At 66.0% G+C, this 23107-nt stretch carries 22 protein-coding genes; 11 read left to right on the top strand and 11 right to left on the bottom strand.

The annotated features are described in order from the left end of the window. Positions 1–135: 135 nt before the first annotated feature. Complete coding sequence (locus ACNFH5_RS19220; RefSeq protein ID WP_416748635.1) at positions 136–756, top strand: TetR/AcrR family transcriptional regulator; 621 nt, start codon at positions 136–138, stop codon at positions 754–756. Positions 757–916: 160 nt separating this feature from the next. On the opposite strand, the gene ACNFH5_RS19215 is transcribed toward ACNFH5_RS19220, so the two are convergent. From ACNFH5_RS19215 to eat, 5 genes are all read right to left on the bottom strand, one after another. Continuing rightward, entirely contained in the window at positions 917–1681 is a 765-nt protein-coding gene (locus tag ACNFH5_RS19215) for a CPBP family intramembrane glutamic endopeptidase (protein ID WP_416748633.1), read from the bottom strand. A 101-nt stretch (positions 1682–1782) separates the two neighbouring features. After that, positions 1783–1953 carry a DUF2897 family protein gene (locus tag ACNFH5_RS19210; RefSeq protein WP_081518671.1) on the bottom strand — a complete coding sequence of 57 codons (171 nt, stop codon included), beginning with the start codon at positions 1951–1953 and terminating at the stop codon, positions 1783–1785. A gap of 47 nt (positions 1954–2000) precedes the next feature. Next, positions 2001–2777: an ethanolamine ammonia-lyase subunit EutC gene (gene eutC / locus ACNFH5_RS19205; RefSeq protein ID WP_416748629.1), complete on the bottom strand. Its 777-nt coding sequence runs from the start codon at positions 2775–2777 to the stop codon at positions 2001–2003. 12 nt (positions 2778–2789) lie between these two features. Then, the gene (locus tag ACNFH5_RS19200; RefSeq protein ID WP_416748627.1) at positions 2790–4163 is read right to left on the bottom strand and encodes an ethanolamine ammonia-lyase subunit EutB; all 1374 of its coding nucleotides are present in this window, start codon (positions 4161–4163) and stop codon (positions 2790–2792) included. A gap of 54 nt (positions 4164–4217) precedes the next feature. Continuing rightward, complete coding sequence (gene eat / locus ACNFH5_RS19195; protein ID WP_416748625.1) at positions 4218–5582, bottom strand: ethanolamine permease; 1365 nt, start codon at positions 5580–5582, stop codon at positions 4218–4220. Between the two features lie 317 nt (positions 5583–5899). Here eat and ACNFH5_RS19190 point away from each other — a divergent pair, with 317 nt between their 5' ends. The 3 genes from ACNFH5_RS19190 to pyrF all read left to right on the top strand — a co-directional run bounded on the left by ACNFH5_RS19190 (position 5900) and on the right by pyrF (position 8926). After that, positions 5900–7201, top strand: a complete 1302-nt coding sequence (locus tag ACNFH5_RS19190; RefSeq protein ID WP_416748623.1) for a sensor histidine kinase — start codon at positions 5900–5902, stop codon at positions 7199–7201. A gap of 2 nt (positions 7202–7203) precedes the next feature. Then, a complete protein-coding gene (locus ACNFH5_RS19185) occupies positions 7204–8127 on the top strand; it encodes a response regulator (protein ID WP_416748621.1) in 924 nt (307 codons plus the stop codon). 100 nt (positions 8128–8227) lie between these two features. Beyond that, a complete protein-coding gene (pyrF, locus tag ACNFH5_RS19180) occupies positions 8228–8926 on the top strand; it encodes an orotidine-5'-phosphate decarboxylase (protein ID WP_416748619.1) in 699 nt (232 codons plus the stop codon). 157 nt (positions 8927–9083) lie between these two features. Here pyrF and ACNFH5_RS19175 read toward each other — a convergent pair whose 3' ends face one another. Next, on the bottom strand, positions 9084–9533 hold the full coding sequence (locus tag ACNFH5_RS19175) for a multidrug/biocide efflux PACE transporter (protein WP_416748617.1): 450 nt from the start codon (positions 9531–9533) through the stop codon (positions 9084–9086). A 121-nt stretch (positions 9534–9654) separates the two neighbouring features. Between ACNFH5_RS19175 and ACNFH5_RS19170 the strand changes: the two genes are divergently transcribed. The 6 genes from ACNFH5_RS19170 (at position 9655) to ACNFH5_RS19145 (ending at position 16259) form a co-directional block, all read left to right on the top strand. Beyond that, on the top strand, positions 9655–10515 hold the full coding sequence (locus tag ACNFH5_RS19170) for a LysR family transcriptional regulator (protein WP_416748615.1): 861 nt from the start codon (positions 9655–9657) through the stop codon (positions 10513–10515). 112 nt (positions 10516–10627) lie between these two features. Then, on the top strand, positions 10628–11545 hold the full coding sequence (locus ACNFH5_RS19165) for an AAA family ATPase (RefSeq protein WP_416748613.1): 918 nt from the start codon (positions 10628–10630) through the stop codon (positions 11543–11545). A 10-nt stretch (positions 11546–11555) separates the two neighbouring features. Beyond that, a complete protein-coding gene (locus ACNFH5_RS19160; RefSeq protein ID WP_416748611.1) occupies positions 11556–12509 on the top strand; it encodes a DUF58 domain-containing protein in 954 nt (317 codons plus the stop codon). After that, on the top strand, positions 12506–14521 hold the full coding sequence (locus tag ACNFH5_RS19155) for a transglutaminase TgpA family protein (RefSeq protein ID WP_416748609.1): 2016 nt from the start codon (positions 12506–12508) through the stop codon (positions 14519–14521). Before ACNFH5_RS19160 ends, ACNFH5_RS19155 begins: the two co-directional genes overlap by 4 nt. Positions 14522–14590: 69 nt before the next feature. After that, positions 14591–15361, top strand: a complete 771-nt coding sequence (locus ACNFH5_RS19150; RefSeq protein ID WP_416748607.1) for a CHAD domain-containing protein — start codon at positions 14591–14593, stop codon at positions 15359–15361. 97 nt (positions 15362–15458) lie between these two features. Continuing rightward, positions 15459–16259, top strand: a complete 801-nt coding sequence (locus tag ACNFH5_RS19145; protein WP_416748605.1) for an acyl-CoA thioesterase — start codon at positions 15459–15461, stop codon at positions 16257–16259. Positions 16260–16270: 11 nt separating this feature from the next. On the opposite strand, the gene ACNFH5_RS19140 is transcribed toward ACNFH5_RS19145, so the two are convergent. The 5 genes from ACNFH5_RS19140 to ACNFH5_RS19120 all read right to left on the bottom strand — a co-directional run bounded on the left by ACNFH5_RS19140 (position 16271) and on the right by ACNFH5_RS19120 (position 21330). Beyond that, positions 16271–17848 (bottom strand): diguanylate cyclase, encoded by a 1578-nt coding sequence (locus ACNFH5_RS19140; protein WP_416748680.1) that lies wholly within the window; start codon positions 17846–17848, stop codon positions 16271–16273. Next, positions 17848–18252 carry a molybdopterin-dependent oxidoreductase gene (locus ACNFH5_RS19135; RefSeq protein WP_416748603.1) on the bottom strand — a complete coding sequence of 135 codons (405 nt, stop codon included), beginning with the start codon at positions 18250–18252 and terminating at the stop codon, positions 17848–17850. The genes ACNFH5_RS19140 and ACNFH5_RS19135 overlap by 1 nt, the downstream gene beginning before the upstream one ends. A 187-nt stretch (positions 18253–18439) precedes the next feature. Beyond that, complete coding sequence (locus tag ACNFH5_RS19130) at positions 18440–18799, bottom strand: Mpo1-like protein (RefSeq protein WP_416748601.1); 360 nt, start codon at positions 18797–18799, stop codon at positions 18440–18442. Positions 18800–18914: 115 nt separating this feature from the next. After that, on the bottom strand, positions 18915–20393 hold the full coding sequence (locus ACNFH5_RS19125) for a methyl-accepting chemotaxis protein (RefSeq protein ID WP_416748599.1): 1479 nt from the start codon (positions 20391–20393) through the stop codon (positions 18915–18917). A 136-nt stretch (positions 20394–20529) separates the two neighbouring features. Next, positions 20530–21330 carry a TatD family hydrolase gene (locus tag ACNFH5_RS19120; protein WP_416748597.1) on the bottom strand — a complete coding sequence of 267 codons (801 nt, stop codon included), beginning with the start codon at positions 21328–21330 and terminating at the stop codon, positions 20530–20532. A 225-nt stretch (positions 21331–21555) separates the two neighbouring features. Between ACNFH5_RS19120 and ACNFH5_RS19115 the strand changes: the two genes are divergently transcribed. After that, positions 21556–22980: a transglycosylase SLT domain-containing protein gene (locus tag ACNFH5_RS19115; RefSeq protein WP_416748595.1), complete on the top strand. Its 1425-nt coding sequence runs from the start codon at positions 21556–21558 to the stop codon at positions 22978–22980. The last annotated feature ends 127 nt before the right edge of the window (positions 22981–23107 follow it).

Here is a 23107-nt window from a genome sequence, read left to right as displayed (position 1 = left end):
CCATTGGATGGCCAAGCGCTTGCTTGGTTGGTGCTCGCGGGCTTACATTTCGTCAGACAACACAAGCACTTGCAGGGCGTTTCGATGAATCGCCCTGAGCAGATCGGCCGATGCGGCCAATGGGGAGAGAACAGCGTGGATGACCGCAAAGCCCGCGAAGTAATGCTGGAGCTGGTCGGGACCGGGCAGATCACCGACCCGGAGAGCGCTCGTGGCAAGCTGCTGCATACCGCCGCGCACCTGTTCCGCAGCAAGGGTTATGAGCGCACCACGGTGCGCGACCTGGCCGGCGCGGTGGGCATCCAGTCCGGCAGTATCTTCCATCACTTCAAGAGCAAGGATGAGATTCTGCGCTCGGTGATGGAGGAAACCATCCTCTACAACACCGCCCTGATGCGCGCCGCCCTGGCCGATGCGACGACTCTGCGCGAACGCTTGCTGGCGCTGATCCGCTGCGAATTGCAGTCGATCACCGGCGGCACCGGCGAAGCGATGGCGGTACTGGTCTATGAATGGCGCTCGCTGTCGGAAGAAGGCCAGGCGTACATCCTCAGCCTGCGCGACATCTACGAGCAGATGTGGCTGGAAGTGCTGGAAGAGGCGCGTTTGGCCGGCTACAGCCAGGGCGATCCGTTCATCCTGCGGCGCTTCCTCACCGGGGCGCTGTCCTGGTCGATCACCTGGTTCCGCCCCGAGGGCAGCCTGACGCTGGACGAATTGGCTGAGCAGGCATTGCTGCTGGTTATTCGCGATTGAGGCTCTTGTAGGAGCGAGCTTGCTCGCGAATGGCCCCGCAGCGGAGTCGGTACGCGAGCAAGCTCGCTCCTACAAGGTCAAAAGCAGATCGTGCGGGCTCAGCACGTAGGGCGAATAACGCGCCAGCGTGATCCGCCCAACAGAGATATGTCCGTGTCGTTCAGATAATCCGCAACGGATAACTGAATAGCAGCAAGTGCAGGCAGTTCACCGCCGCGTGCAGCAATACGGGGACCGCAAGGCGGCCGCTGAAGTGGAAGGCCAGGCCGTAGCCCAGGCCCGCCACGCCAGCCACCACGGCGAACAGCGGGTTGATCGGCCAGTGCACCATGCCGAACAGCACGCTGGCGACCGCCACTCCGCCGAAGGCGCCGAAGCGACGCACCAGCTCACTCTGCAGCAGGCCGCGGAAGAATGCCTCCTCGGTCAAGGAGATCACGCAGACGTTGACCAGCATCCACAGCCAGAAGCCGGGTGGCCATTTCGGGTTCCACACCACCAGGCCGCCGGCGACGGCCACCAGGGGCACGGCGAACAGCGTGGTGACGATGACGATGGCGGCGAAGTCTGGCGAGCGCTTTTCCTCCGGGACCGGCTCGCGCCGCAGCCACCAGGCGAGCAGCGTCGCTCCGACCAGGGCCTTGTCCCAGGACAGGTGCAGGGCGTAGACGGGAGCGTCGGGGCTGAGCTGGCGCACTGGCCAGAGCGTCCATGACGTGGTGCCTGGCAGCAGGTGCGCGGCCAGGGCGATACTGAGCACGAGGCACACCAGCCACCAGAGCAGCCGGGGCATGCGTTGCTCGCCGTAGAGGGTCCAGGCGACGTAAGCGGCGCCGATCAGCAACCCCACTGGCTGGACGAATCCCAGCCCGAAACCGCAGAGCAACAACACGGCTGGCAGCAGCGGCAGGAGTTTCCTGAGCATTCTTTCCTCCATCCAGGGAGGCGCAGTCTAGGCAATTTCGACTGCCGCTGGCCATCGCTGTGGCCAGTTTTTGACTGAAACGTCAGTCAGTTAGGTGAGTATCACCGTTTATCGTCGGCTTCCTTGGCATCCATCTCGGCGTTTCGCTCATGGATGCGCTTGAGCTGCTCCTCGGTGAGCGGGAGTTTCTTCGCGGTATCGCGCAGCATCATCAGCGCGCCGACGATTGAGCCCAGGGCTAGGGCAATGATCAACCAGGCATACCAGGGCATGGTCCCGTCTCCGACAGTGGCAGTGAAACATCACGATACGCTGTGATTCAGACCTTGTCAGGCGAGCGCCGGTTCAGACTGATCGCTTCGGGCAGGTCACTGTCGTCCTTGAGCCTGACACCGCTGACTCGCAGGCGCAGCGACTGCTGCAGCAGGTGAGCGAGCTTGTGCGCTGCCAGCGTGTAGGGCAAACCCTGCGGGCGGACGTTGGAGATGCAGTTGCGCTCGCTGTCCATGCGGCCCACGCGTGGCTGCCAGGTGAGGTAGAGGCCAAGGCTGTCGGGCGAGCTGAGGCCGGGGCGCTCGCCGATCAGTACCAGCACGAGCTTGGCCCCCAGCGCTTCGCCGATGCCGTCGCCGATGGCCACGCGGCCCTGCTCGGCGAGCACCACGGGGGTGTTCTGCCAATCGGCGGCGAAGCATTCTCGCAGCGCATTGAGCAGCGGCAGTGCGTGTTGCTGGACGGCGAAGGAGGAGAGGCCGTCGGCGATCACGATCGCCAGTTCCGCCGCTGCGTTCTCGCCCTTGAGCTGCCATTGGCTGTCGGGATGCAATGCACGGCCGAGGTCAGGGCGCAGCAGGTAGGTCTGGCGGTCTGGCGCTTCGCTGCGCGCGCGCAGGACACGGAAGCCCTCGTCGGCCAGCGACTGCTGCAGTGCCTCGAAGTCCAGCGGATGGTGTACCGCATCGCGGGCCTGGGCGTGCGCCAGGCCGAACTTCAGCACCTCGCGCGTCGGCAGGCTGGAGCCGACGCGGCCCAGCGCGATGCGTGCGGAAGTGTGCGCACGCAGTTCGTCCCACGGGTCGTTCTGGATCAGGTCCATGCCGGCAGTTCCTCAGAAGGCCCGTAGCAGATCGTGGCCACGGCCGATTGGGCGCAACTGGCCCGAGGCTTCGGTGATCGCCATCTTCGCCAGCCAGGCGTCGAATTCCGGCGCGCGCTTCAGCCCCAGGGTGCTGCGCAGGTAGAGGGCGTCGTGGAAGGAGGTGCTCTGGTAGTTGAGCATGATGTCATCGGCGCCGGGGATGCCCATGATGAAAGTAATGCCCGCCGCGCCCAGCAGGGTCAGCAGGTTGTCCATGTCGTCCTGGTCGGCCTCGGCGTGGTTGGTGTAGCAGACATCGCAACCCATGGGCACACCGAGCAGCTTGGCGCAGAAGTGATCCTCCAGCCCGGCGCGGATGATCTGCTTGCCGTCGTAAAGATATTCCGGACCGATGAAGCCGACCACGGTGTTGGTCAGCAGCGGGCGGAACTCTCGGGCCACGGCATAGGCGCGGGCCTCGCAGGTCTGCTGGTCGACGCCATGGTGGCCGCCGGCAGATAGTGCACTGCCCTGGCCCGTCTCGAAGTACATGACGTTGTCGCCCAGCGTGCCGCGCTTGAGTGATAGCGCCGCCGCGTGAGCCTCGCGCAGCAGGGCGAGGTCGATGCCGAAGCTCTCGTTGGTTTTCTGCGTGCCGGCGATGGACTGGAACACCAGGTCGATCGGCGCGCCGGCCTCGATGGCCTGTATCTGCGAAGTGACGTGGGTGAGCACGCAGCTCTGCATGGGGATATCGAAGCGCTGGCGCAGCTCGTCCATCATCCGCCACAGCTGCATCAGCGTGGCTTGCGAATCGCTCGCCGGGTTGATGCCCACCACCGCATCGCCCGAACCGTAGAGCAGGCCGTCGAGCATGCTGGCGGCGATGCCGCGTACGTCGTCGGTGGGATGGTTGGGTTGCAGGCGCACCGATAGGTGGCCGGGCAAGCCGATGGTGTTGCGAAAGCGCGTGACCACGCGGCACTTCTTCGCCGCCAGGATCAGGTCCTGATTACGCATCAGCTTGCTCACCGCGGCAGCCATTTCCGGCGTGATGCCCTTGGCAGCGGCAGTGAGCGTCCTGCTGTCGGTACTGTCCAGCAGCAGCCAGTCGCGGAAGTCGCCGACGGTGAGATGGCTGATCGGCGCGAAGGCAGCGGCGTCGTGGCTGTCGATGATCAGCCGGGTGACTTCGTCTGCTTCGTACGGAATCAGCGCCTCGTCGAGGAAGCGCCTGAGCGGCACATCGGCGAGGGCGATCTTCGCCGCCATGCGTTCTTCGTAGCTGCCGGCGGCAAGACCTGCCAGCGAATCGCCGGAGCGTGCCGGGCTGGCCTTGGCGAGCAGCGTCTTCAGGTCGGCAAAGCGGTAGGTGAGGCTACCGACGGTGGTCTGGTAGGTCATGCGAACGTCCCGGTTATCCCGCGCCCCGCTGCAAGGGCAGGGCGCGGATGGCGATCAGGCTCCCGTCAGCATAGCGTCCGCCGGGGCGCTGGCGCGATGGGCGGCGGTGAGCTGGAAGTAGATGAAGCCCGCCGCCATGAAGGCCAGGAAGATGCCGGCAATCTGCAGGTTGAACCAGACCATCGCCGCCAGGCACAGCACCGCCAGCGCAAGGGCGATGCCCGGCACGATGGGGAAGCCCGGCGCGCGGAAGCTGCGTTCAAGATCCGGCTCGCTGCGGCGCAGCTTGAACAGGCTGAGCATGCTCATGATGTACATGACGATGGCGCCGAATACGCTCATGGTGATCATTGCGGCAGTCAGGCTCATGCCCTGCAGGGCGATCAGGCCGTCGCTGTAGATCGCCGCGATGCCCACCAGGCCGCCGGCGATGATCGCCCGGTGCGGCGTCTGGAAGCGCGACAGCTTGGCCAGACCACGCGGCAGGTAACCCGCACGGGCCAGGGCGAAGAACTGCCGCGAGTAGCCCAGGATGATGCCGTGGAAGCTCGCCACCAGGCCGAACAGGCCGATCCACACCAGCATGTGCAGCCAGCCGGAGTTCTCGCCGACCACCATTTTCATCGCCTGTGGCAGCGGGTCGTTGATCCCCGACAGCGCCTTCCAGTCACCCGCGCCGCCGGCGAACAGCATCACGCCGAGGGCCAGCACTACGAGGGTGAGAATGCCGCTGACGTAGGCCTTGGGAATGGTGCGTTTCGGGTCCTTGGCTTCCTCGGCGGCCATGGCCGCGCCCTCGATGGCGAGGAAGAACCAGATGGCGAAGGGAATTGCCGCGAAAATGCCACTGATCGCCGCGCCGCCGAAGCTGTCGGAGCCGGCCCAGCCATTGAGCACGAAGTTGCTGAAGCTGAAGCCCGGCGCCACCACGCCCATGAACACCAGCAACTCGCCCACCGCAAGGATGGTGACGATCAGCTCGAAGGTGGCGGCGATACTCACGCCGAGGATGTTCAGGGTCATGAAGATCAGGTACGCGCCGACTGCCGCGTGCTTGGGATCGAGCGAGGGGAACTGCACGTTGAGGTAGGCACCGATGGCCATGGCGATGGCCGGCGGGGCGAAGACGAACTCGATCAGCGTGGCGAGGCCCGCCACCAGCCCGCCTTTCTCGCCGAAGGCGCGGCGGCTGTAAGCGAAAGGACCGCCGGCGTGGGGAATGGCAGTGGTCAGCTCGGTGAAGCTGAAAATGAAGCAGGTGTACATGGTCGCCACCAGCAGCGTGGTGACCAGGAAACCGAGGGTGCCGGCCACGCCCCAGCCATAGCTCCAGCCGAAGTATTCACCGGAAATCACCAGGCCCACGGCGATGCCCCACAGGTGCAGGGTGCCGAGGGTGGGTTTGAGTTGCGTGCTCATGCGACGTCTCCTGAAGAGAAAGTCAGAGAAGAGAAAGTCCGAACGAGGATGAAAAACACGACCGGCTGATTCGTGCAGTGCCCGTGCCATGCCCGGAAGTCAGGTCGCAAAGGGTGTTTTCGCGTCGCTTCGTGAACATTCGCAGCACATTGCGTGCGTCGAATGGGTGCGCGGCGATTCGTTCGGGTGCGTCGGGTTGGCGCTTGTTGCAGGCCGATGACCGCGCCGTGAAGCTTCTTGGCCACGCGACGGCTGTCACAGGATGGCAATCTGCCGCTGCTCTACTGGCGCCCATCCCAGTGACCGGAGTTCCGCCGATGACCACCCGCGCCCTGCACGAGCTGTTGCGCCAGGTTGCGCCCTTGGCCCCGGAATTGAGTATCAGCGACGTGGCGGAACGCTTCCTCGACGCCGAGCACCGTTCCTTCCTTTCGCTGCCGGTGGTGGATGCCGCCGGAGTGCCGCTGGGGCTGGTGAGCCGCAACGGCCTGCAGGACATCTTCATGCAGCGCTTCGGCCGCGACCTCTGGGGGCGCCGTCCGGCCAGCGACGTGATGAATGCGCAGCCGCTGAAGGTGCGCGGCGACCTGAGCCTCGAAGAAGCCTCGCAACAGGTCACCGCCCAGCTGAGTTACCCGATCACCGAGGACTTCGTTCTGGTGGACGAGCAGGGACGCTACCTCGGCCTGGGCACGGTGCTCGACCTGCTCAAGGCCATGGAGCAGCGTGTCGCCCAGCGCAATCAGGTGCTCAACAAGACCCTGCAGGACTTGCGCGAATCCCAGGTACAACTGGTGCAGTCGGAGAAAATGGCGTCCCTCGGGCAGATGGTCGCCGGGGTTGCCCATGAGCTGAACACTCCGCTGGGCTATGTGAAGAACAACGTCGCCCTGCTGCGCGAACTGCTGATTCCGCTGCTGGGTCTGACCGAAGCGCAGACCCTGCTCACCGAGTGCCTGGACGATCCGGCCTGCGCTCCCGAGCAACTGGCCCGCGCCCGCGCCGCTTTCGAACAGGCCCGCGACGAGGCCGCGCTGGAGCAGTTGGTGGGCGATCTCGACCAACTGTTCGGCGACACCGATTTCGGCCTGGCGCAGATCGGCGAGCTGGTCGGTGGATTGAAGGATTTCGCCCGCCTGGACCGAGCCCGCAGCGAAGAGGTCGATCTCAACGACTGCGTGCGCAGCGCGCTGCTGATCGCCCGCAACAGCATCAAGGAAAAGGCCGAGGTCGCCACCCTGCTGGGTGCGCTGCCCAAGGTCGCCTGCGCCGCCAGCCAGATCAACCAGGTGCTGCTCAACCTGCTGACCAACGCCGCCCAGGCCATGGAGAAGTTCGGCCTGATCCAGGTGAAATCCTGGGCGGACGAAACCCATGTGCACCTCTCGGTACAGGACAACGGCAAGGGCATGAGCGAGGAGGTGCGCGCGCGCATCTTCGACCCCTTCTTCACCACCAAGCCGGTGGGGCAGGGCACGGGCCTGGGCCTGTCGATCAGCTACAAGATCGTCCAGGACCACGGCGGCCGCATCCGCGTGGCGTCCGAGCCCGGACGCGGCACGCGATTCCTCATCAGCCTGCCGATCCAGCAGGCCAGCGAACTGAAACGGAGCGCCTGAACATGAGCCAGCTGCCTGTCCGCATCCTCTTCGTCGACGACGAGGAACGCATCCTGCGCAGCCTCGCGATGCAGTTCCGCCGTCACTACGACGTGCTGGTGGAGACCGATCCGCACAAGGCCCTGCAGCGCCTGCGCGAAGAGCGCATCGACATCCTCGTCAGCGACCAGCGCATGCCGCAGATGAGCGGCGCCGAGCTGCTGGCGCAGGCGCAGGAAATTGCCCCGGACACCCTGCGTATCCTGCTGACCGGCTATTCGGACCTCGACGCCGCGGTGGATGCGCTCAACAGCGGCGGCATCTTCCGCTACCTGACCAAGCCCTGGGATCCGCAGGAAATGGCCTTCACCCTGCGTCAGGCGGCCGAGATCGCCCAGCGCCAGGCTCCGGCCGAGCCCATCGATACCAAGGCGATCAGCCGCGTCGTTGCGCCGCTCAACGTGCTGCTGCTGGACGAGGACCCCGAGACGCTGGCCTGCGTCGGCGAGTTCTGCAGCGCCGGCACCCACCAGCTACACCGCGCGCGCAACCTGGCCGAGGCCATCGTGCGGCTGAACAGCGAGCCCATCGATATCCTCGTCAGCGACCTGAAGCTCGCCGGCGAGGACACCGCGCCGCTGCTCAAATCCCTGGCCCAGGCTCATCCGCGCCTGCTCAGCATCGTCGTCACGCCGTTCCGCGACACCCAGGACCTGCTGGCGCTGATCAACCAGGCGCAGATCTTCCGCTACCTGCCCAAGCCGATCCGCCGCGGGCTGTTCGAGAAGGGCCTGAAGGCCGCCGCCGAACAGGCGCTGCTCTGGCGCGCACAGCCGGAGCAGAAAGTCGCGCGCATCGCCGAGGTGCCGCGCGAGGATCGTGAGCGGGAAAAAGTGGGCAGCCTGCTGGGCATGCTCGGCCGCCTGCGCGAGCGGCTGAGTGCCTGATCGCCGTCGGCGACGCAGCATTCCTGCCGGGCGGGCTACGGAAGTCGGCGCGTTTCTGCGACAATGCGCGCCGATTTTTTCGATACCCGCGAGAGAGCCCATGTCCGCCTGCCAGACCCCGATCATCGTCGCCCTGGATTTCCCCACCCGCGAAGCCGCACTGGCGCTGGCTGACCAGCTCGATCCGAAGCTGTGCCGGGTGAAGGTGGGCAAGGAACTGTTCACCAGTTGCGCCGCCGGTATCGTCGAGACGCTGAACAGCCGCGGCTTCGAAGTCTTCCTCGACCTGAAATTCCACGACATCCCCAACACCACCGCGATGGCCGTGCGCGCCGCCGCCGAGATGGGTGTGTGGATGGTCAACGTGCACTGCTCCGGCGGCCTGCGCATGATGAGTGCCTGCCGCGAGACCCTGGACGCCTTCAATGGCCCGTCGCCGCTGCTGATCGGCGTGACCGTGCTGACCAGCATGGAGCACGAGGACCTGGCCGGCATCGGCCTGGACGTCGAGCCGCAGGAGCAGGTGCTGCGCCTGGCGGCGTTGGCGCAGAAGGCCGGCATGGACGGCCTGGTGTGCTCCGCCCAGGAGGCGCCGGCGCTGAAGGCCGCGCACCCCGCGCTGCAACTGGTCACCCCCGGCATCCGTCCGGCCGGCAGCGCCCAGGACGACCAGCGGCGCATCCTCACCCCGCGCCAGGCGCTGGACAACGGCTCGGACTACCTGGTGATCGGTCGCCCGATCAGCCAGGCCGCCGACCCGGCCAAGGCTTTGGCCGAGATTGCTGCCAGTCTGGCCTGAGCCTTTCTCCAGGCATGAAAAAAAGCCCGCAGCGATGCGGGCTTTTTCGTTTCTGCTTTTCGTAGGACCGAGGGGGACGTCCAGTCCTTGCTCGCGAACCGTCCGGCTCATTCGCTGCCGGGAAATTCGTTCGCGAGCAAGCTCGCTCCTACAGGTTTCAGCCGTGGGCTTGAGCGGTTGAAGTCGTCCGGCCGATCCAGCGCTCGCGCACAACGTCATAAACCCAGTTGAACACCAGCGCGTAGGGCAGGAAGAACAGCACCAGGCCGATGTCGAGGATGAAGGCTTCCAGCAGGCTCACCGACAGCCACCAGGCGGCCAGCGGCACCAGCAGGATGATCAGGCCCAGTTCGAACAGCGAGGCGTGCAGCACGCGCACCGACAGGGTGCGGGAAAAGCCCATGCGGTTCTGTGCGCGGTCGAAGGCGGCGTTGAACAGCATGTTCCACACGGTGGCGATGGCCGAGAACATCAGGGTCATGGCGCCCATGTGGCCCAGGGGTTTGTCCATCAGCCAGGCCAGGGTCGGTGCGCAGATGACGACCGCCAGCAGTTCGAAAAGCCCGGCGTGGAACATCCGTTCTTTCAAGGTTTTAGTCGGGCTCATGGTGCTTCTCCAGATATAACGGTGGTAGGCCGACTCCGTCGGTCCGCTGCCATTATCATCGGTCGACCGGCTGGATCTAAGTTGGATACCATCGGGATAACCGATGGAAGAGGTGCCGCCCGTGCAATATTCCCCCGAATCCCTGCAGGCCTTCGCCGAGGCTGCCTGCCTGGGTTCCTTCAGCGCCGCCGCGCGCAAGCTTGGCAAGAGCCAGTCCACCGTCAGCGAGGCCATCGCGCGGCTGGAGATCGATCTGGGGTTGACCTTGTTCGACCGCAGCAGCCGCCAACCGCAATTGACCGAGGCCGGCCATGCGCTACTCGGGCGGGTCGAGGAAGTGCTGATGGCCAACGACCGGCTAGGCCAACTGGCGCATCAGCTGGTCGGAGGATTGGAGTCGCGCGTCACCCTGGCGATGTCGGACACCTATCAGTCCGCCGAATTCGAGGCGCGGCTGGCAGAAATCGATGCGCGCTACCCGGACCTGGAGTTCGAGTGGCTGATCGCCGAGGACAGCGATGTGCTCGACCTGGTCGTCCAGGGACGCGCCAGCCTGGGGCTGCTTGCGGCACAGCGGGATTACCCGCCGGATATCAGTTCGGCGACCTTGAGCGAACAGGCCGAGTTCGGCCTGTTCGTCAGTCGCGATCATCCGCTGGCGGGCCGTGCTCAGGTAGAGCGCGAAGATCTGCTGGCCTACAGGGCGCTGCGCCTGAACACCTATCTGGACGACGCCGCGCCGATGCCGGGTGGCCGCTGCTGGAGCGCACCGAACTACCTGCTGCTGCTGGACATGGCGGTATTGGGCTTCGGCTGGATCGAATTGCCCAGCTGGATGGTAGGACGCTTCGCCAGTGGGCGTATGCAGGAACTGAAGGTCGCGGGCTGGCCGCGTCGGGTGGCGGTGGACGTGATCTGGTCGCGACAGCGCCCGCTGGGGCCGGCGTCGAGCTGGCTGATGGAGCGCCTGTTGGGGCGCTAGGCGCTCTGGATCACAGCTCTACATCACAGATTGCGGACTAAATGTGTCGAGGTCTTTGATGCTCTGTCCGGGACCAGTAGGATCGGAGTTTTCCGGGGAAGAGAGGGACAGGATGCACGCCAAGCTGGAGAATTGTCTGAAGGCAGTTGATCAGGTACTGCTCGGCAAGGAAGTGCAGGTGAGGTTGGCGCTGACCTGCCTTCTGGCTCGGGGGCACCTGCTCATCGAAGACCTGCCCGGCATGGGCAAGACCACCTTGAGCCACGCCCTGGCGCGGGTGCTGGGCCTGAGCTTCCAGCGCATCCAGTTCACCTCCGACCTGCTGCCCGGCGACGTGCTGGGCACCTCGGTGTTCGACAAGGACACCGGCCAGTTCGTCTTCCACCCCGGGCCGATCTTCTCCGAGCTGGTGCTGGCCGACGAAATCAACCGCGCCACGCCCAAGAGCCAGAGCGCGCTGCTCGAAGCCATGGAGGAGGGACAGGTGACCATCGAGGGCGCGACTCGCCCGCTGCCGGACCCTTTCTTCGTCATCGCCACGCAGAACCCGGTGACCCAGGGCGGCACCTTTGCGCTGCCCGAATCCCAGCTCGACCGTTTCCTCATGCGCCTGTCGCTGGGCTATCCCGGCCGCGCGGCGGAGAAGGCGCTGCTGCTGGGCGAGGCGCGCCGCGACCTGCTGCCGCGTCTGGAGCCGATGCTCGACCCGCAGGAATTGCAGGCGCTGCAGGGCGAGGTGCTGGAGGTGCGCGCCAGCGACGCCCTGGTGGATTACGTGCTGCGCCTGGTGGAGGCTACGCGCACCCAGCCGGCCTTTGCCCTTGGCCTGTCGCCGCGCGGCAGCCTGGCGCTGCTGGCGGCGGCCCGCGCCTGGGCTTTGCTGGCCGGGCGCGATTATGTAATCCCCGAGGATGTGCAGGCCGTGCTGCCCTCGGTGGCCGGCCACCGCCTGCGCGACCAGGCCGACCCGGCCGGGCATGGCGGTGGTGCGCTGGTGCAGTGGCTGTTGCGCGAAGTTCCGGCTCTCTGAGGGGCACGTCATGCTCGTCAGGGTCAGGCCACTGTGGCAGAGCTGGATAGCCCGTCGCATACCGCCGTCGCCGTCGTTGCAGCTCAACCAGCGGCGCATCTTCATCATTCCCACCCGGCAGGGGATGGCGTTCGGTGTCGCCCTGCTGTTGATGCTGCTCACCGCCATCAACTACCAGAACAGCCTCGCCTACGGCCTGACCTTCCTGCTGCTGTCGCTGTTCATCGTTGCCATCCTGCACACCTACCGTAACCTCGGTGGTCTGCGGCTGAGCTCTCTCGGCGCACAGCCGGTGTTCGTCGGAGAGCAGGCCGCGTTCCGTGTACGCCTGGAAGCCGAAGGGCGCGCGCGGCAGGCCATCGGCCTGGGGTGGGAAGCCCAGCGCATGCAGTTCTCCGATGTCGCGGTAGAGCATGCCCAAGAGGTGCTGCTCAGCCTGCCGGCGGAGCGCCGTGGCTGGTTGCGCCCTGGCCGCCTGCGAGTGGAAAGCCGCTTCCCGCTGGGCTTGCTGGTGGCCTGGAGCTGGGTCGACCTCGATCAGTCGGTGCTGGTCTACCCGCATCCACAGCCCGGCGACCTGCCGCTGGAAGGCGGCCCGGCGGAGAACGACGAGGAGGGCGTACGCCCCAGTGGTCGCGGCGTCGACGATTACCAGGGGCTGCGGCCCTACCAGCCGGGCGACTCGCGCCGGCGCTTGCACTGGAAGGCCTATTCCCGTGGCCAGGGATTGCTGGTGAAGGATTTCTCTGCCCTGGCCGGGCGCAATGTCTGGCTGGAATTCGACAGCCTCGGCGGTGACACGGAGGGGCGCCTGTCACGCCTTTGCTTCTGGGTCCTGCAATTGTCGCTGCGCCAGCAACCCTTCGGTTTGCGCCTGCCGGATGCGCAGCTGGCGGTTGGCCTGGATGACGCGCATCGCGATGCCTGCCTGCGCGCCCTGGCACTGCACGGGATGAAACGATGAGCAGCGCGACCGCCACATCCGCCCAGCCGATCCCCCGGGTGGCGCTGACCTGGCTACTGGTGGCCCAGGCCGTGGTGATCATTCCGCACCTGCAGCATTTGCCGCTGTGGATCGTCGCGGTCTGGCTGGGGTGCGCGGCGTGGCGCATCCAGGTGTTCCGCATGCGCGCCAACTACCCCAGCGGCGTCGCCAAGCTGGCGCTGGTGGCGGCGGCCGGTTTGGGGGTGTGGTTTTCCCGCGGTTCGCTGATCGGCCTGGATGCCGGCGTGGTGCTGCTGATTTCGGCCTTCGTGATCAAGCTGGTGGAACTCAAGACCCGTCGCGACGCCTGGGTGCTGATCCTCCTGGGCTTCTTCGCGGTGACCACCAGTTACCTTTTCCAGGACGACATCATCGCCGCTGCTTTCAGCCTGCTGCCGGTGCTGGCCCTGCTGGCGGCGGCCATCGGCCTGCAGCAGAGCAGTTTCGCCGCGCGCCCGATGCCTACCCTGCGCCTGGCGGGCGGCCTGCTGCTACAGGCCTTGCCGCTGATGCTGCTGCTGTTCCTGCTGTTTCCGCGCATGGGGCCGCTGTGGTCCTTGCCCATGCCGGGCGACAAGTCCATGACCGGGCTGAGCGACAGCATGGCACCGGGTGACATGGTGGAGCTGAGCCAGTCCCCGGCGCTGGCCTTCCGTGTGAGTTTCGACGGCAGCCCGCCACCGCGATCGCAGCTGTACTGGCGCGCCTTGACGCTGGAGCGTTTTGACGGCGTGCGCTGGAGCACCGCGTTCCAGCGTGGCGATCGCCCACCGCAATGGCGGCAGCAGGGGCAGCCTCTGCAGTACCAGGTGATCATGGAACCCAATGGCCGCCCCTGGCTGTTTGCCCTGGATGTGGCACAGGCCAGCCTGGACGATGCGCGAATGATGAGCGACTTCCACCTGGAACGGCGCCTGCCGGTGCGCCAGGGGCTGCTCTATCGCGCCACATCCTGGCCGCAGGCGCTGCTCGAGCCGGACGATGCCGCCCGCGCGCAACGGATCAACCTTGCCTTGCCGCAAGGCAGCAATCCCCAGGCCCGCGCCTGGGCGCAGCAGCTGCGCGAGCGCTACCCGCAGCCGGCCGAACTGGTACAGGCGATGCTCCGGCACCTCCGCGAGCAGCCGTTCCGCTACACGCTGCGGCCGCCGGATGCCGGCCCGGAACGTATCGACGGCTTCCTGTTCGGCACTCGCGCCGGCTTTTGCGAGCACTATGCCGGCGCCATGACCTTCGTCTTGCGCGCGGCTGGCATTCCGGCGCGCGTGGTCACCGGTTACCAGGGCGGCGAGGTCAGTTCCTCGGGCAATTACCTGGCGATCCGCCAGTTCGATGCCCACGCCTGGGTGGAGTACTGGCAGCCTGGCCGGGGCTGGACGCGGGTCGACCCGACGGGAGCGGTATCGCCCGAGCGGATCGAGCAGGGCCTGGAGGCGGCCATGAGCCAGGAAGGCAGCTTCCTCGAGGCCGATCCGTTTTCGCCGCTGCGTTACCGGAATTTTGCGCTCCTCAATGAGCTGCGCATGGCCTGGGACAACGTCAACTACGGCTGGCAGCGCTGGGTGCTGGGCTACCAGGCCGAGCAGCAGGGCGACATGCTGAAAAACTGGTTCGGCGGGCTCGACCGGCAATGGATAGGCGCGTTGCTGGTGGGGGGCGGCGGGTTGCTGCTCGGGGTGCTGGCGTTGGTGCTGTTCAAGCCCTGGCGACGCTCTGCCGATCTCCAGTTGCGCAGTTTCCAGCGCTTCGAAAGGATGCTCGCTCCGCTGGGCGTACGCCGAGAACCGGGGGAGGGTGCGCGGGACTTCTGCCATCGTGCCATCAAGGTCCTGCCGGCTCATGCACAGGCGATCCGCGCTTACCTCGAGGCGTTCGAAGCGCAGCGCTATGGCGGCGCAGCCACTGCGCCGGGCGAGCTGCGCGCGCACCTGGCGCGCTTGCGCCGCGAGCTGCCCTGGCGCTTGCGCACTGCGGGCAGAAACGCAACGTGACATGGTGTCCCTTGCCGCTGCGTCGGTGGGGGCTAACCTGATATCTCACCCTCTGGCGTGGAGCCTGCCGTGACCTCCTTCTCCGATTACCTGGTAAGCCATCTGATCGAGCAGGAGGTCGCGTTGTTCTCCGCGTCTTCCCGCCTGAAGGCCGAATCCGATCCCGAGGCGCTGCATGACCTGCGCATCGCTGTACGCCGGCTGCGCAGCCTGCTGCACCCGGTGCGGGGCATGCCCGGCATCGATGAACTGGAGCAGGCATTGGGTGACATGGGCCGGCTCAGTGGCCCGCTGCGTGATCTTGAAGTGCTGCTGCCGGTGCTGGAGGCCGAAGGCTACGAACGTGCAGTCGCACTGCGTCGGCCGGCGCTGATGTCCGGCTACGCCACGCTGCTCGCCAGCCCGCAGTGGGAACGCCTGATGATGCGCCTGGATGGCTGGCCGCAGCTGTGGCGCACCGCCGAACGCCACGGCGTGCTCAAGGGACTGCATGGCAAGGTGGAGAAGCGCCTGGCCAGGGAGTGGCAGAAGCTGCGCGACGCGCTGAAAGACCCGGCCCACGACCGCCATCGCCTGCGCCTGCTGATCAAGCGGGTGCGCTATTCGCTGGAGGCCTATCCGAAAGAGTCGGCCGTTCCCCAGCGCCTGCTGGTGCCATTGAAGGATGCGCAATCGGCCCTCGGTGACTGGCATGACTACGAGCAGTGGCTGATTCGCAGTGAGCGCGAACTGGACCTGATGCCGCTGCAACCCCACTGGAACGCCCGCCACGACCTTGCCGAGCGCCTCGCCGACGAGAGCCTGGACGCCCTGCAGAAGGCATTGCATAGAGGCCATTGATGGCAGGGCATTTCCTGCAGGGGACAAGGCTTTGGATGGTTTGCCGGTGCGGCGCGATGCCCTAGGATCGCCGGCAGTCCCTTATGGAAGTATCGACATGTCCTTCAGCGAAATGCTCCGGGCGGTGCGTGCCGCGCCGCTGTCCATCGTCATCCCCGCCACCTGGGCACAGGGCCGCGCAAGCTTCGGCGGCCTTGTGGCGGCCCTGGCCTACGAGGCGATGGCGGCGGTTGCCGAGGCCGGTCGGCCGGCGCGCTCCCTGGCGATCACCTTCGTCGGGCCCATCGAAGTGGAAGTGCCGGTGAGCTTCGAGGCCGAAGTGCTGCGTGAGGGCAAGTCGGTCAGCCAGGTGTTCTGTCGCGCTGTGCAGAACGGGCAGGTGGTGCTGCTGGCGCAGGGCAGCTTCGGCGTATCGCGCGAATCCACCGTGCAGATGGACGGCCTGCCGCCGCCGGCCTTCAAGGCCGTGGAGGACTGCCAGGAGCTGCCCTACATCCGCAAGCTGATGCCGGCCTTCACCCAGAACATCGCCATGCGCTGGGCAGTCGGGCACATGCCGTTCTCGGCCAGCCGCGAGCGTGCAATGGGCGGCTGGATGCGCTTTCGCGGCGATGACGTAGGCGATGAGCCGATGGAGATCAGCCACCTGCTGGCGCTGATCGACGCCTGGCCGCCGGCCAACCTGCCGCACCTGAAGTCACCGGCGCCTTCCAGCTCGCTGACCTGGACGGTGGAGTTCGTCCAGCCGTTGCCGGCGATGCCGGCCAATGGCTGGTGCCAGTACCTGGCGACCATCGAACATGCCCGCGATGGCTATGGCCATATTGCAGCGCAGACCTGGTCGGCCGATGGCCAGCTCCTGGCGATCGGCCGGCAGACAGTCACCATCTTCGGCTAACGGCGTTTCAACTAGATACCGGGCGCGGTTTCCGTACGATTGCGCCCGCCGGCCTTGGCCCGGTAAAGCGCGCGGTCGGCACGGGCGAGCAGGTCTTCCAGACGCAGTTCGCCTTCGCGGCGTGCGGCCACGCCGATGCTCAGGGTCAGGCGCACGCGGCTGCCGTCCTCACTGGTGAAGGACAGCGCCTGCACGCTGTTGCGCACCCGCTCGGCGACCAGCAGCGCCTGCTGCAGGTCGGTTTCCGGAAGGATCGCGGCGAACTCCTCGCCACCCAGACGGCCGAGCAGGTCCACTTCGCGCAACCCCTGTGTCAGTTCCTTCGCCACGGCTTGCAGCACGGCATCGCCGAAAGCATGGCCGTGGGTGTCGTTAATCGGCTTGAAGAAATCGATGTCCAGCATCAGCGCTGCGCACTGGCGCTCGTAGCGCTGCGCGCTCTTGAGCAGGGCGACGCCGCGTTTGACGAAGGCATGGCGGTTCTGCAGACCGGTCAGCGGATCGGTAGTGGCCAGCAGGCGCAGTTCCTGCTCCATGGCTTTGCGCTGGTTGATGTCGAAACTCCACACCAGCGAGGCGGGGTGACCGTCCACTTCCATCTTGCGCGCCCAGACGATCGCCCAGTAGGCGGGGTTGCCCGCCAGGCGGGTTTCCCAGCTGTCCAACTGGCCGCGTTCGGCCAGGGACTGGCGGAAGCGCGCTTCCTCGTCGGGGTCGTCAAATAGCCGGTGCAGGGTGAAGGGCTCGTCCGGATGGATGCCGGTACGTTGCAGCAGGCGCGGGCTGACGTAGTGCGCGCGGGAATCCTCATCGCTGAGCAGCGCCACGTCGCTGGGGCTGGTATCGAGGATGTAGCGCAGCAGTGCCTTGCGCTCGCTCAACTCCTGGGTACGCTGCTCGACGCGTTGTTCCAGGGATTGGTTGAGATCATGCAGTCGCTGCGTGAGCAGCAGCTTGCGCCGCGAGTTGGCGATGACCCGCAGAGCCAGCAGCACGCTGCACAGGCCGAGGCCGAAAAGCACCCAGGCCAGCAGGTTGAAGGCACGCTGCAGGTCCAGGCGCTCGGCATCCATGTAATTGGTCAGGGCGATATTGGTGACGACCACCAGTTCGTGCGTCGGTTCGAGCAGGGGCGGTAGTTCACGCAGCATCTCGCCGGCCAGGAGCCTTGCGGCTTGCGGCTGACCCCACGGGGCGCGCTTGAGCCAGGCGTCGCTCAGGCGCTGGATTCGCTCCAGGGTCGCCTGCACTTCCGGGCGTGGCACGACCAGGTAGCTGTAGACAGGCGAATTGCGCAGCGGCGGCAGGAGGCTGGCGAGCACTTCGACGCGGGTCGCCAGGGCATCGCTGTCGCTCTTTCCGGCGAGCACCTTTTGCGCGGTGCTCAGTGAGCGCTCCAGCTCGGCGCGCAGCTGGTAGGCCTGCCACAGCTCGCTGTGGGCGTCGGGATGGGCCAGTTGGCGGACATGCTGGTGCACCATCAGCAGCGCCGCGCCGGCGCCGGCAGTCAGCGCCGCGATCAGGCTGCTGAGGATGATGATGGTCAGGCGGCGATGGCGCCGCCTGGGAGCTTGCGGGGGCACGGCGATCACTCCAGGGTAATGCGGCTTACCTGCCAGACGGTGCGGTTGAAATAGACCTGTGTCCGCAACTCCGGGTGATCGAGCATCGGGTAGATGACGAACAGCGGGCCGCGCTCGGCGATGCCGATGGCTTGGCCGTCGCGGCGGTAGGCGAGAATCGGGTCGAAGGCGTCGAGGTCACTCAACGGGATCAGGGCGGAATAGTCGTTCAGCGCCTCGACCCGCAGGCGCTGGGCGGCGCCGCGGTCGAAGCCGGCGAGCAGGGTGCTCAGGCGTACGCCCTGCCAGCCGTAGACCTGGGATTCGTCGGGGAGCATGGAGCGCCGCTCGGTCTGCGGCAGTGCTTCCAGGTCGCGCAGGGTGTATTGGCGCTGGAGCTGCGGCTGGCCTTTCACCGCCAGGATCAGCACGGTGCGCTCGGCCGCCGGTTCCGGGGCTGAGTGAGCAGGCGTGACAATAAACAGGCAGGCAAAAATGCCAATAAAATGACGAAAAGCCGACATCTCAACAGCTCGTGACGAAATCTCGACGATTATATCGGCGAACCTGCCCGGTACTTGAATGGCCGAAATGCCACGCCTTTCTGTTAGGGCCGGCTCAGCGCCGGCGACTACGCCAGGCGCGCCACCAGGCGCCGCTCAGCACGAAGCGCGGGAAGGTAATGAATTGCTCGGTGAGAAGGCGGCCCACGGCGTCCTTGCGGTCGGTGAAGGGTTCGGGTGCCTCTTCCTCGAGCTTGTGCCCTCGGCCCTGGATGGCCAGCGAGGCGATCATGCCGATCACGCCCAGCAGAATCGTTGTCAGGCTCAGGCCGAACAGCCCGCTGAGCAGCGTCAGGGCGCCAAGGATGAACAGCGGCACGGCGATGATGTGCAGCGCCAGGTTGGTCGGGTTGCGGTGATTGGCAGCGTAGCCCTGCCACTGCCAGGCGACGAGGTTGGGGTGACGTTTGCCCATGGCGAAGCTCCTGAGACTGAAAGGCCCGCCTGAGTGCAGGCGGGCGGAATGTCAGCAGTCTAGGTGCTGCCGCGAAACCCGTGCCAATGGGCACAGGCTATGCGGGCGATAGGGATTACAGGCGCAGCTGGCGGATGGCGCGGCTCAGCTCACCGGCGAGGTCCGCCAACTGGTGGCTGGTGCCGGCGGAGTCCACGGTCTGCTGTACGGTGTGCTCGGTGACGTCACGGATACCGACCACCGAGCGGGTCATTTCCTCGGCCACCTGGCTCTGTTGCTCGGCGGCCACGGCGATCTGTGTATTGCTCTCGCGCATCAGCGCCACGGCCGAGGCGATCGCCGCCAGGGCCTCGCCGGCTTCGCGGGCTTCCTCGACGCAGCCGTCGGCCTTGATCGAGCTTTCCTGCATGAACTCCACGGCGTCGCGGGTGCCGGACTGCAGTGCGTTGATCATCTGGGTGATCTCGTCGGTGGAGTCCTGCACGCGCTTGGCGAGGTTGCGTACTTCATCGGCGACCACCGCGAAACCGCGGCCCATCTCGCCGGCGCGGGCAGCCTCGATGGCGGCGTTGAGGGCGAGCAGGTTGGTCTGTTCGGCGATGCCGTGGATCACGCTGACCACGCTACTGATCTTGTGGCTGTCCTGGGCCAGTTGCTGGATCATCTCGGCGGTCTGCTGCACGCCCTGGGACAAGCCGGCGATGGACTGGCCGACGCGGCCGACGACCTGTTGCCCGTTGCCGGCGAGACGGTCGGCTTCCTGCGACTGGTCGCGGGTGTCGGCGGCGTGTTGGGCGATGTGGTGGACGGTGGTGGACATCTCGTTGATGGCGGTGGCGGCCTGGTCGGTCTCGCTCTGCTGGCCGAGCATGCCCTGACGCACCTGGCCCATGCTGTTGGCGAGGCTGCGCGCGCCTTCGTCGAGGCGCCCGGCAGCCTGGGCGACGGTGCCGACCACGCGCTGGTAGCCGGCCTGCATGGCGTTGAAGGCGGTAGCCATCTGGCCGACCTCGTCGCGGCTCTCCAGCGGCACGCGGGCGGCCAGGTCGCCGCTCTTCTCCACATGGAGCATCACGTCGCGCAGGGTCAGCAGGTGGGTGAGGATGAACCGGATCAGCAACTGCGAGGCGGCCAGCAGGGCCAGCATCAGCACCAGTACGGCGCCGGCGAAGGGCACTGCGCGCTCCTCGAAGACGCTCCAGAAGTCCGCGCCGGGGGCGAGGACAGCGACGCGCTGGCCGCTGCCGATGTCCTGTACATAGGCGCCGGCCAGTGCACCGGCGCGGGTCTGCACGCCCTGCAGATCAACCCAGCCGTTGGCGCGGGCGAGGGCGGAGCCGTCGACACCGGCGATTTGCGGCGAACTGCCGCTGGCGAAGCTGACAAGGTTCGGCGAGTTCGGCAGCGCCAAACCTGCCGGCCAGTTCTTGAGCAGCTGGGCCTGGGCTTCGGCACCCTGGCGTGCCTGCTGGTTGCGCCCGTCGAGCTCCTGGTGCATGGCGAACAGCACCAGCAGCAAGGTGGTGACGAAGGCGACCGCGTTGACGGCCCAGAACTTGTACTTGAGGGAAATATCGCGGATCCAGGCGGCCATATATCTCTTCTTGTCGGTCGAATAGTGGCGAGGCGCCATTATTGTCGTGAAAAGGATGAAGGTGGCAATTGATGGGAATCAAGCCACCTTCTGCTACCGACTTATCGGCCGACGAAGGGCTATCTTGAGAGCCGGTTCAAATTTCCGGCAGGCCAAAGAAGCGTCGCGCGCAGTCGCTGGTGTGGGCGGCGACACGCTCTGCGCTCTCGCCTCGGTGCTGGGCCACGCAGGCCAGCACTTCGGGCAGGTAGGCCGGTTGGTTGCGGCCGTTCTTGGGTTTCGGACGCAGGGTTCGCGGCAATAGATAAGGAGCGTCGCTTTCCAGCATCAGCCGGCCTTCGGGAATTTCCCGCACCAGTTCCTGCAGGTGGGTGCCTCGGCGTTCGTCGCAGATCCAGCCGGTGATGCCGATGTGCAGGTCGAGGTCGAGGTACGAATAAAGCGTACGGCGCTCGCCGGTAAAGCAATGCACAACGGCGGCCGGCAGCTTGTCGCGGAAGTCCTTGAGGATCGCCAGCAGGCGTTCGCCGGCATCGCGCTCGTGGATGAACACCGGCAATTGCAGCTCCACGGCGAGGCTCAGCTGTTCCTCGAAAGCCTTCTCCTGCTGCGGACGCGGCGAAAAGTCGCGGTTGAAGTCCAGCCCGCATTCGCCCACGGCCTTGACCCGGTCCTCGGCCAGCAGGCCGCGCAGTGCTTTCGCGGTGCCGCTGTCCCAGTGGCTGGCTTCGTGCGGATGGACGCCCGCGGTGCAGTAAAGACGCTGTTCTTCGTCCAGTTGCCGGCACAGTCCCAGGGCCTGTTCGCTGTCATCCAGGCTGGTACCGGTCAGCACCATCTGCACGACGCCGGCCTCGATCGCGCGAGCGAGGACAGCTTCACGTTCCGGGGCGAAGCTCGGATGGGTGAGGTTGACGCCAATGTCGATCAGTTGCATCGTTCATCCCTTGGTTCGGGCGAGCAGCATAGCAGAACCTCTGTTTTTCAATAAAAACCCTTTTAAAACAGATAGTTGAAGCCACTTCTGAAAGTGCTTCCGGAATTTCGGGTTGGCATTCGGCCCGTGCTGTGAGAGTCTCGCGCGCCCTCGGCGGCTGGGAACTTGCGGCCAAAACCGCGCTCTGATCGGGCCGGTGCCGTGTGCAACCCCCTGGAGAGCTGGATGACGCGACTGTTGCTGCTACTGCTGTGCCTTGTGGCTTTGACGCCACTGCCGGCGGCCGCGCGCCTGACGGCCCAGCCGGAAAACTGGGAACAGGAAAGCAGCGGTGCCCGTGACCTGGCCACCATCCGCTCCGGTGGCACCCTCCGGGTCCTGGTCAACCAGAGCCGCAACAGTTCTGGCGAAATCAAGGGCGAGCCCATCGGCGTAGAGTACCGCCGCCTGCGAGCCTTCGAGCAGTACCTCAACGACAGCGCCCCGGGGCGCAAGCCGCTCACCGTCAAATTCATTCCCAAGGCCAAGGATCAATTGCTCGGCGCGTTGCAGCGCGGTGAAGGCGATCTGGTTGCGCCTGGGGAGGTCCTGCTGGCCCGCGATGGCCAGAATCTCAGCCCCAGCCTGCCGTGGAAGGCCGACGTGCCGCTGGTGCTGGTGACCAAGCAGGGCAACCGCAAGTTCGTCCGCCTGGAGCAACTTGCCGGCCGCACCATCACCCTGCCGGCCGGCAGCGCCGCTGGCGAGGCCGTGCGCAAGGTCAACGAGCGTCTGGCGCAGAAGCGACTGGCGCCGCTGGTGCTGGAGTGGACCGATTCCTCGCTCGCCGTGGAAGACGTGCTGGAGATGGTCCAGGCCGGCATCTTCAACTACACCGTGGTCGAGCAGCCCATCGCCGAGCGTTGGAGCAAGGTCTTCACCAAGTTGCGCGTCGACCGGCATCTGGTGCTGGACAACAGTGAGCCGATGGCCTGGTACGTGCGCCGCGACGCACCGATGCTTCGCGCCAGCGTCAACCGCTTCCTCAAGGACTACCGCGCGCCGGCGGACCAGGACGCGGCTTTCCAGCGTCTGTACCGCCGCGCCTATCAGGTGCGCAACCCGCTTCAGGTGCCTGACCGCAAGCGCCTGGAAGCCGTGCGCCCGACCTTGCAGCGCTATGCCGAGCAGAGCAAGGTGGACTGGCTCGCCCTGGCTGCGGTGGGCTTCAAGGAATCCAATCTCGATGCCAGCGCGCGCGGCGCTGGCGGTGCCACCGGGCTGATGCAGATCACCCCGGCGGCGGCCCGCGCCGTCGGCGTGGATACCGTGCACCAGAAGGAGAACAACGTGCAGGCCGCCAGCCGTTACATGGCGATGCTGCGCAAGCGCTTCTTCTCCAGTCCGCGCATCAATGAACGGGACCGCATGGCCTTCGTTCTTGCTGCCTACAATGCCGGTCCCGAGCGGGTGCAAAGCCTGCGTGCGGAGGCCAAGCGCCAGGGCCTGAACCCCAACCAGTGGTTCTTCCAGGTCGAGCGCGTGGCGGCCGAGCAACTGGGCATGGGCGTGGTGAACTACGTCAGCAGCGTCAACAAGTACTATCTTGCATATCAGCGGGAACGTGATGGCCTCGAGCCACGTGAAAGCGTGGCGGCAATCAAGAAGTAATCGGTTTATTCGATAGTTATTAGCGCGATTTTGCGCTTTTGATATCGTAAAAACTGGTTATATTGGTCGCCAAGCAACCACGGTTGTCACCAACTTCCTACGCCACCCTTCGCTCCCACTAGAGCTT

This window comes from Pseudomonas sp. NY15435, assembly GCF_048068295.1.
GTDB lineage: Bacteria > Pseudomonadota > Gammaproteobacteria > Pseudomonadales > Pseudomonadaceae > Pseudomonas.
The sequence above is the reverse complement of the archived record's forward strand: the minus strand, read 5'-3'. Positions and strand labels throughout refer to the sequence as shown.

What these genes read in the sequence shown, in the direction of transcription:
- ACNFH5_RS19215 (WP_416748633.1), bottom strand. Translation starts at nt 1,681, where the DNA reads ATGCTCAGGAAACTCCTGCCGCTGCTGCCAGCCGTGTTGTTGCTCTGC.
- ACNFH5_RS19210 (WP_081518671.1), bottom strand. Translation starts at nt 1,953, where the DNA reads ATGCCCTGGTATGCCTGGTTGATCATTGCCCTAGCCCTGGGCTCAATC.
- eutC (WP_416748629.1), bottom strand. Translation starts at nt 2,777, where the DNA reads ATGGACCTGATCCAGAACGACCCGTGGGACGAACTGCGTGCGCACACT.
- ACNFH5_RS19200 (WP_416748627.1), bottom strand. Translation starts at nt 4,163, where the DNA reads ATGACCTACCAGACCACCGTCGGTAGCCTCACCTACCGCTTTGCCGAC.
- eat (WP_416748625.1), bottom strand. Translation starts at nt 5,582, where the DNA reads ATGAGCACGCAACTCAAACCCACCCTCGGCACCCTGCACCTGTGGGGC.
- ACNFH5_RS19190 (WP_416748623.1), top strand. Translation starts at nt 5,900, where the DNA reads ATGACCACCCGCGCCCTGCACGAGCTGTTGCGCCAGGTTGCGCCCTTG.
- ACNFH5_RS19185 (WP_416748621.1), top strand. Translation starts at nt 7,204, where the DNA reads ATGAGCCAGCTGCCTGTCCGCATCCTCTTCGTCGACGACGAGGAACGC.
- pyrF (WP_416748619.1), top strand. Translation starts at nt 8,228, where the DNA reads ATGTCCGCCTGCCAGACCCCGATCATCGTCGCCCTGGATTTCCCCACC.
- ACNFH5_RS19175 (WP_416748617.1), bottom strand. Translation starts at nt 9,533, where the DNA reads ATGAGCCCGACTAAAACCTTGAAAGAACGGATGTTCCACGCCGGGCTT.
- ACNFH5_RS19165 (WP_416748613.1), top strand. Translation starts at nt 10,628, where the DNA reads ATGCACGCCAAGCTGGAGAATTGTCTGAAGGCAGTTGATCAGGTACTG.
- ACNFH5_RS19160 (WP_416748611.1), top strand. Translation starts at nt 11,556, where the DNA reads ATGCTCGTCAGGGTCAGGCCACTGTGGCAGAGCTGGATAGCCCGTCGC.
- ACNFH5_RS19155 (WP_416748609.1), top strand. Translation starts at nt 12,506, where the DNA reads ATGAGCAGCGCGACCGCCACATCCGCCCAGCCGATCCCCCGGGTGGCG.
- ACNFH5_RS19145 (WP_416748605.1), top strand. Translation starts at nt 15,459, where the DNA reads ATGTCCTTCAGCGAAATGCTCCGGGCGGTGCGTGCCGCGCCGCTGTCC.
- ACNFH5_RS19130 (WP_416748601.1), bottom strand. Translation starts at nt 18,799, where the DNA reads ATGGGCAAACGTCACCCCAACCTCGTCGCCTGGCAGTGGCAGGGCTAC.
- ACNFH5_RS19125 (WP_416748599.1), bottom strand. Translation starts at nt 20,393, where the DNA reads ATGGCCGCCTGGATCCGCGATATTTCCCTCAAGTACAAGTTCTGGGCC.
- ACNFH5_RS19120 (WP_416748597.1), bottom strand. Translation starts at nt 21,330, where the DNA reads ATGCAACTGATCGACATTGGCGTCAACCTCACCCATCCGAGCTTCGCC.
- ACNFH5_RS19115 (WP_416748595.1), top strand. Translation starts at nt 21,556, where the DNA reads ATGACGCGACTGTTGCTGCTACTGCTGTGCCTTGTGGCTTTGACGCCA.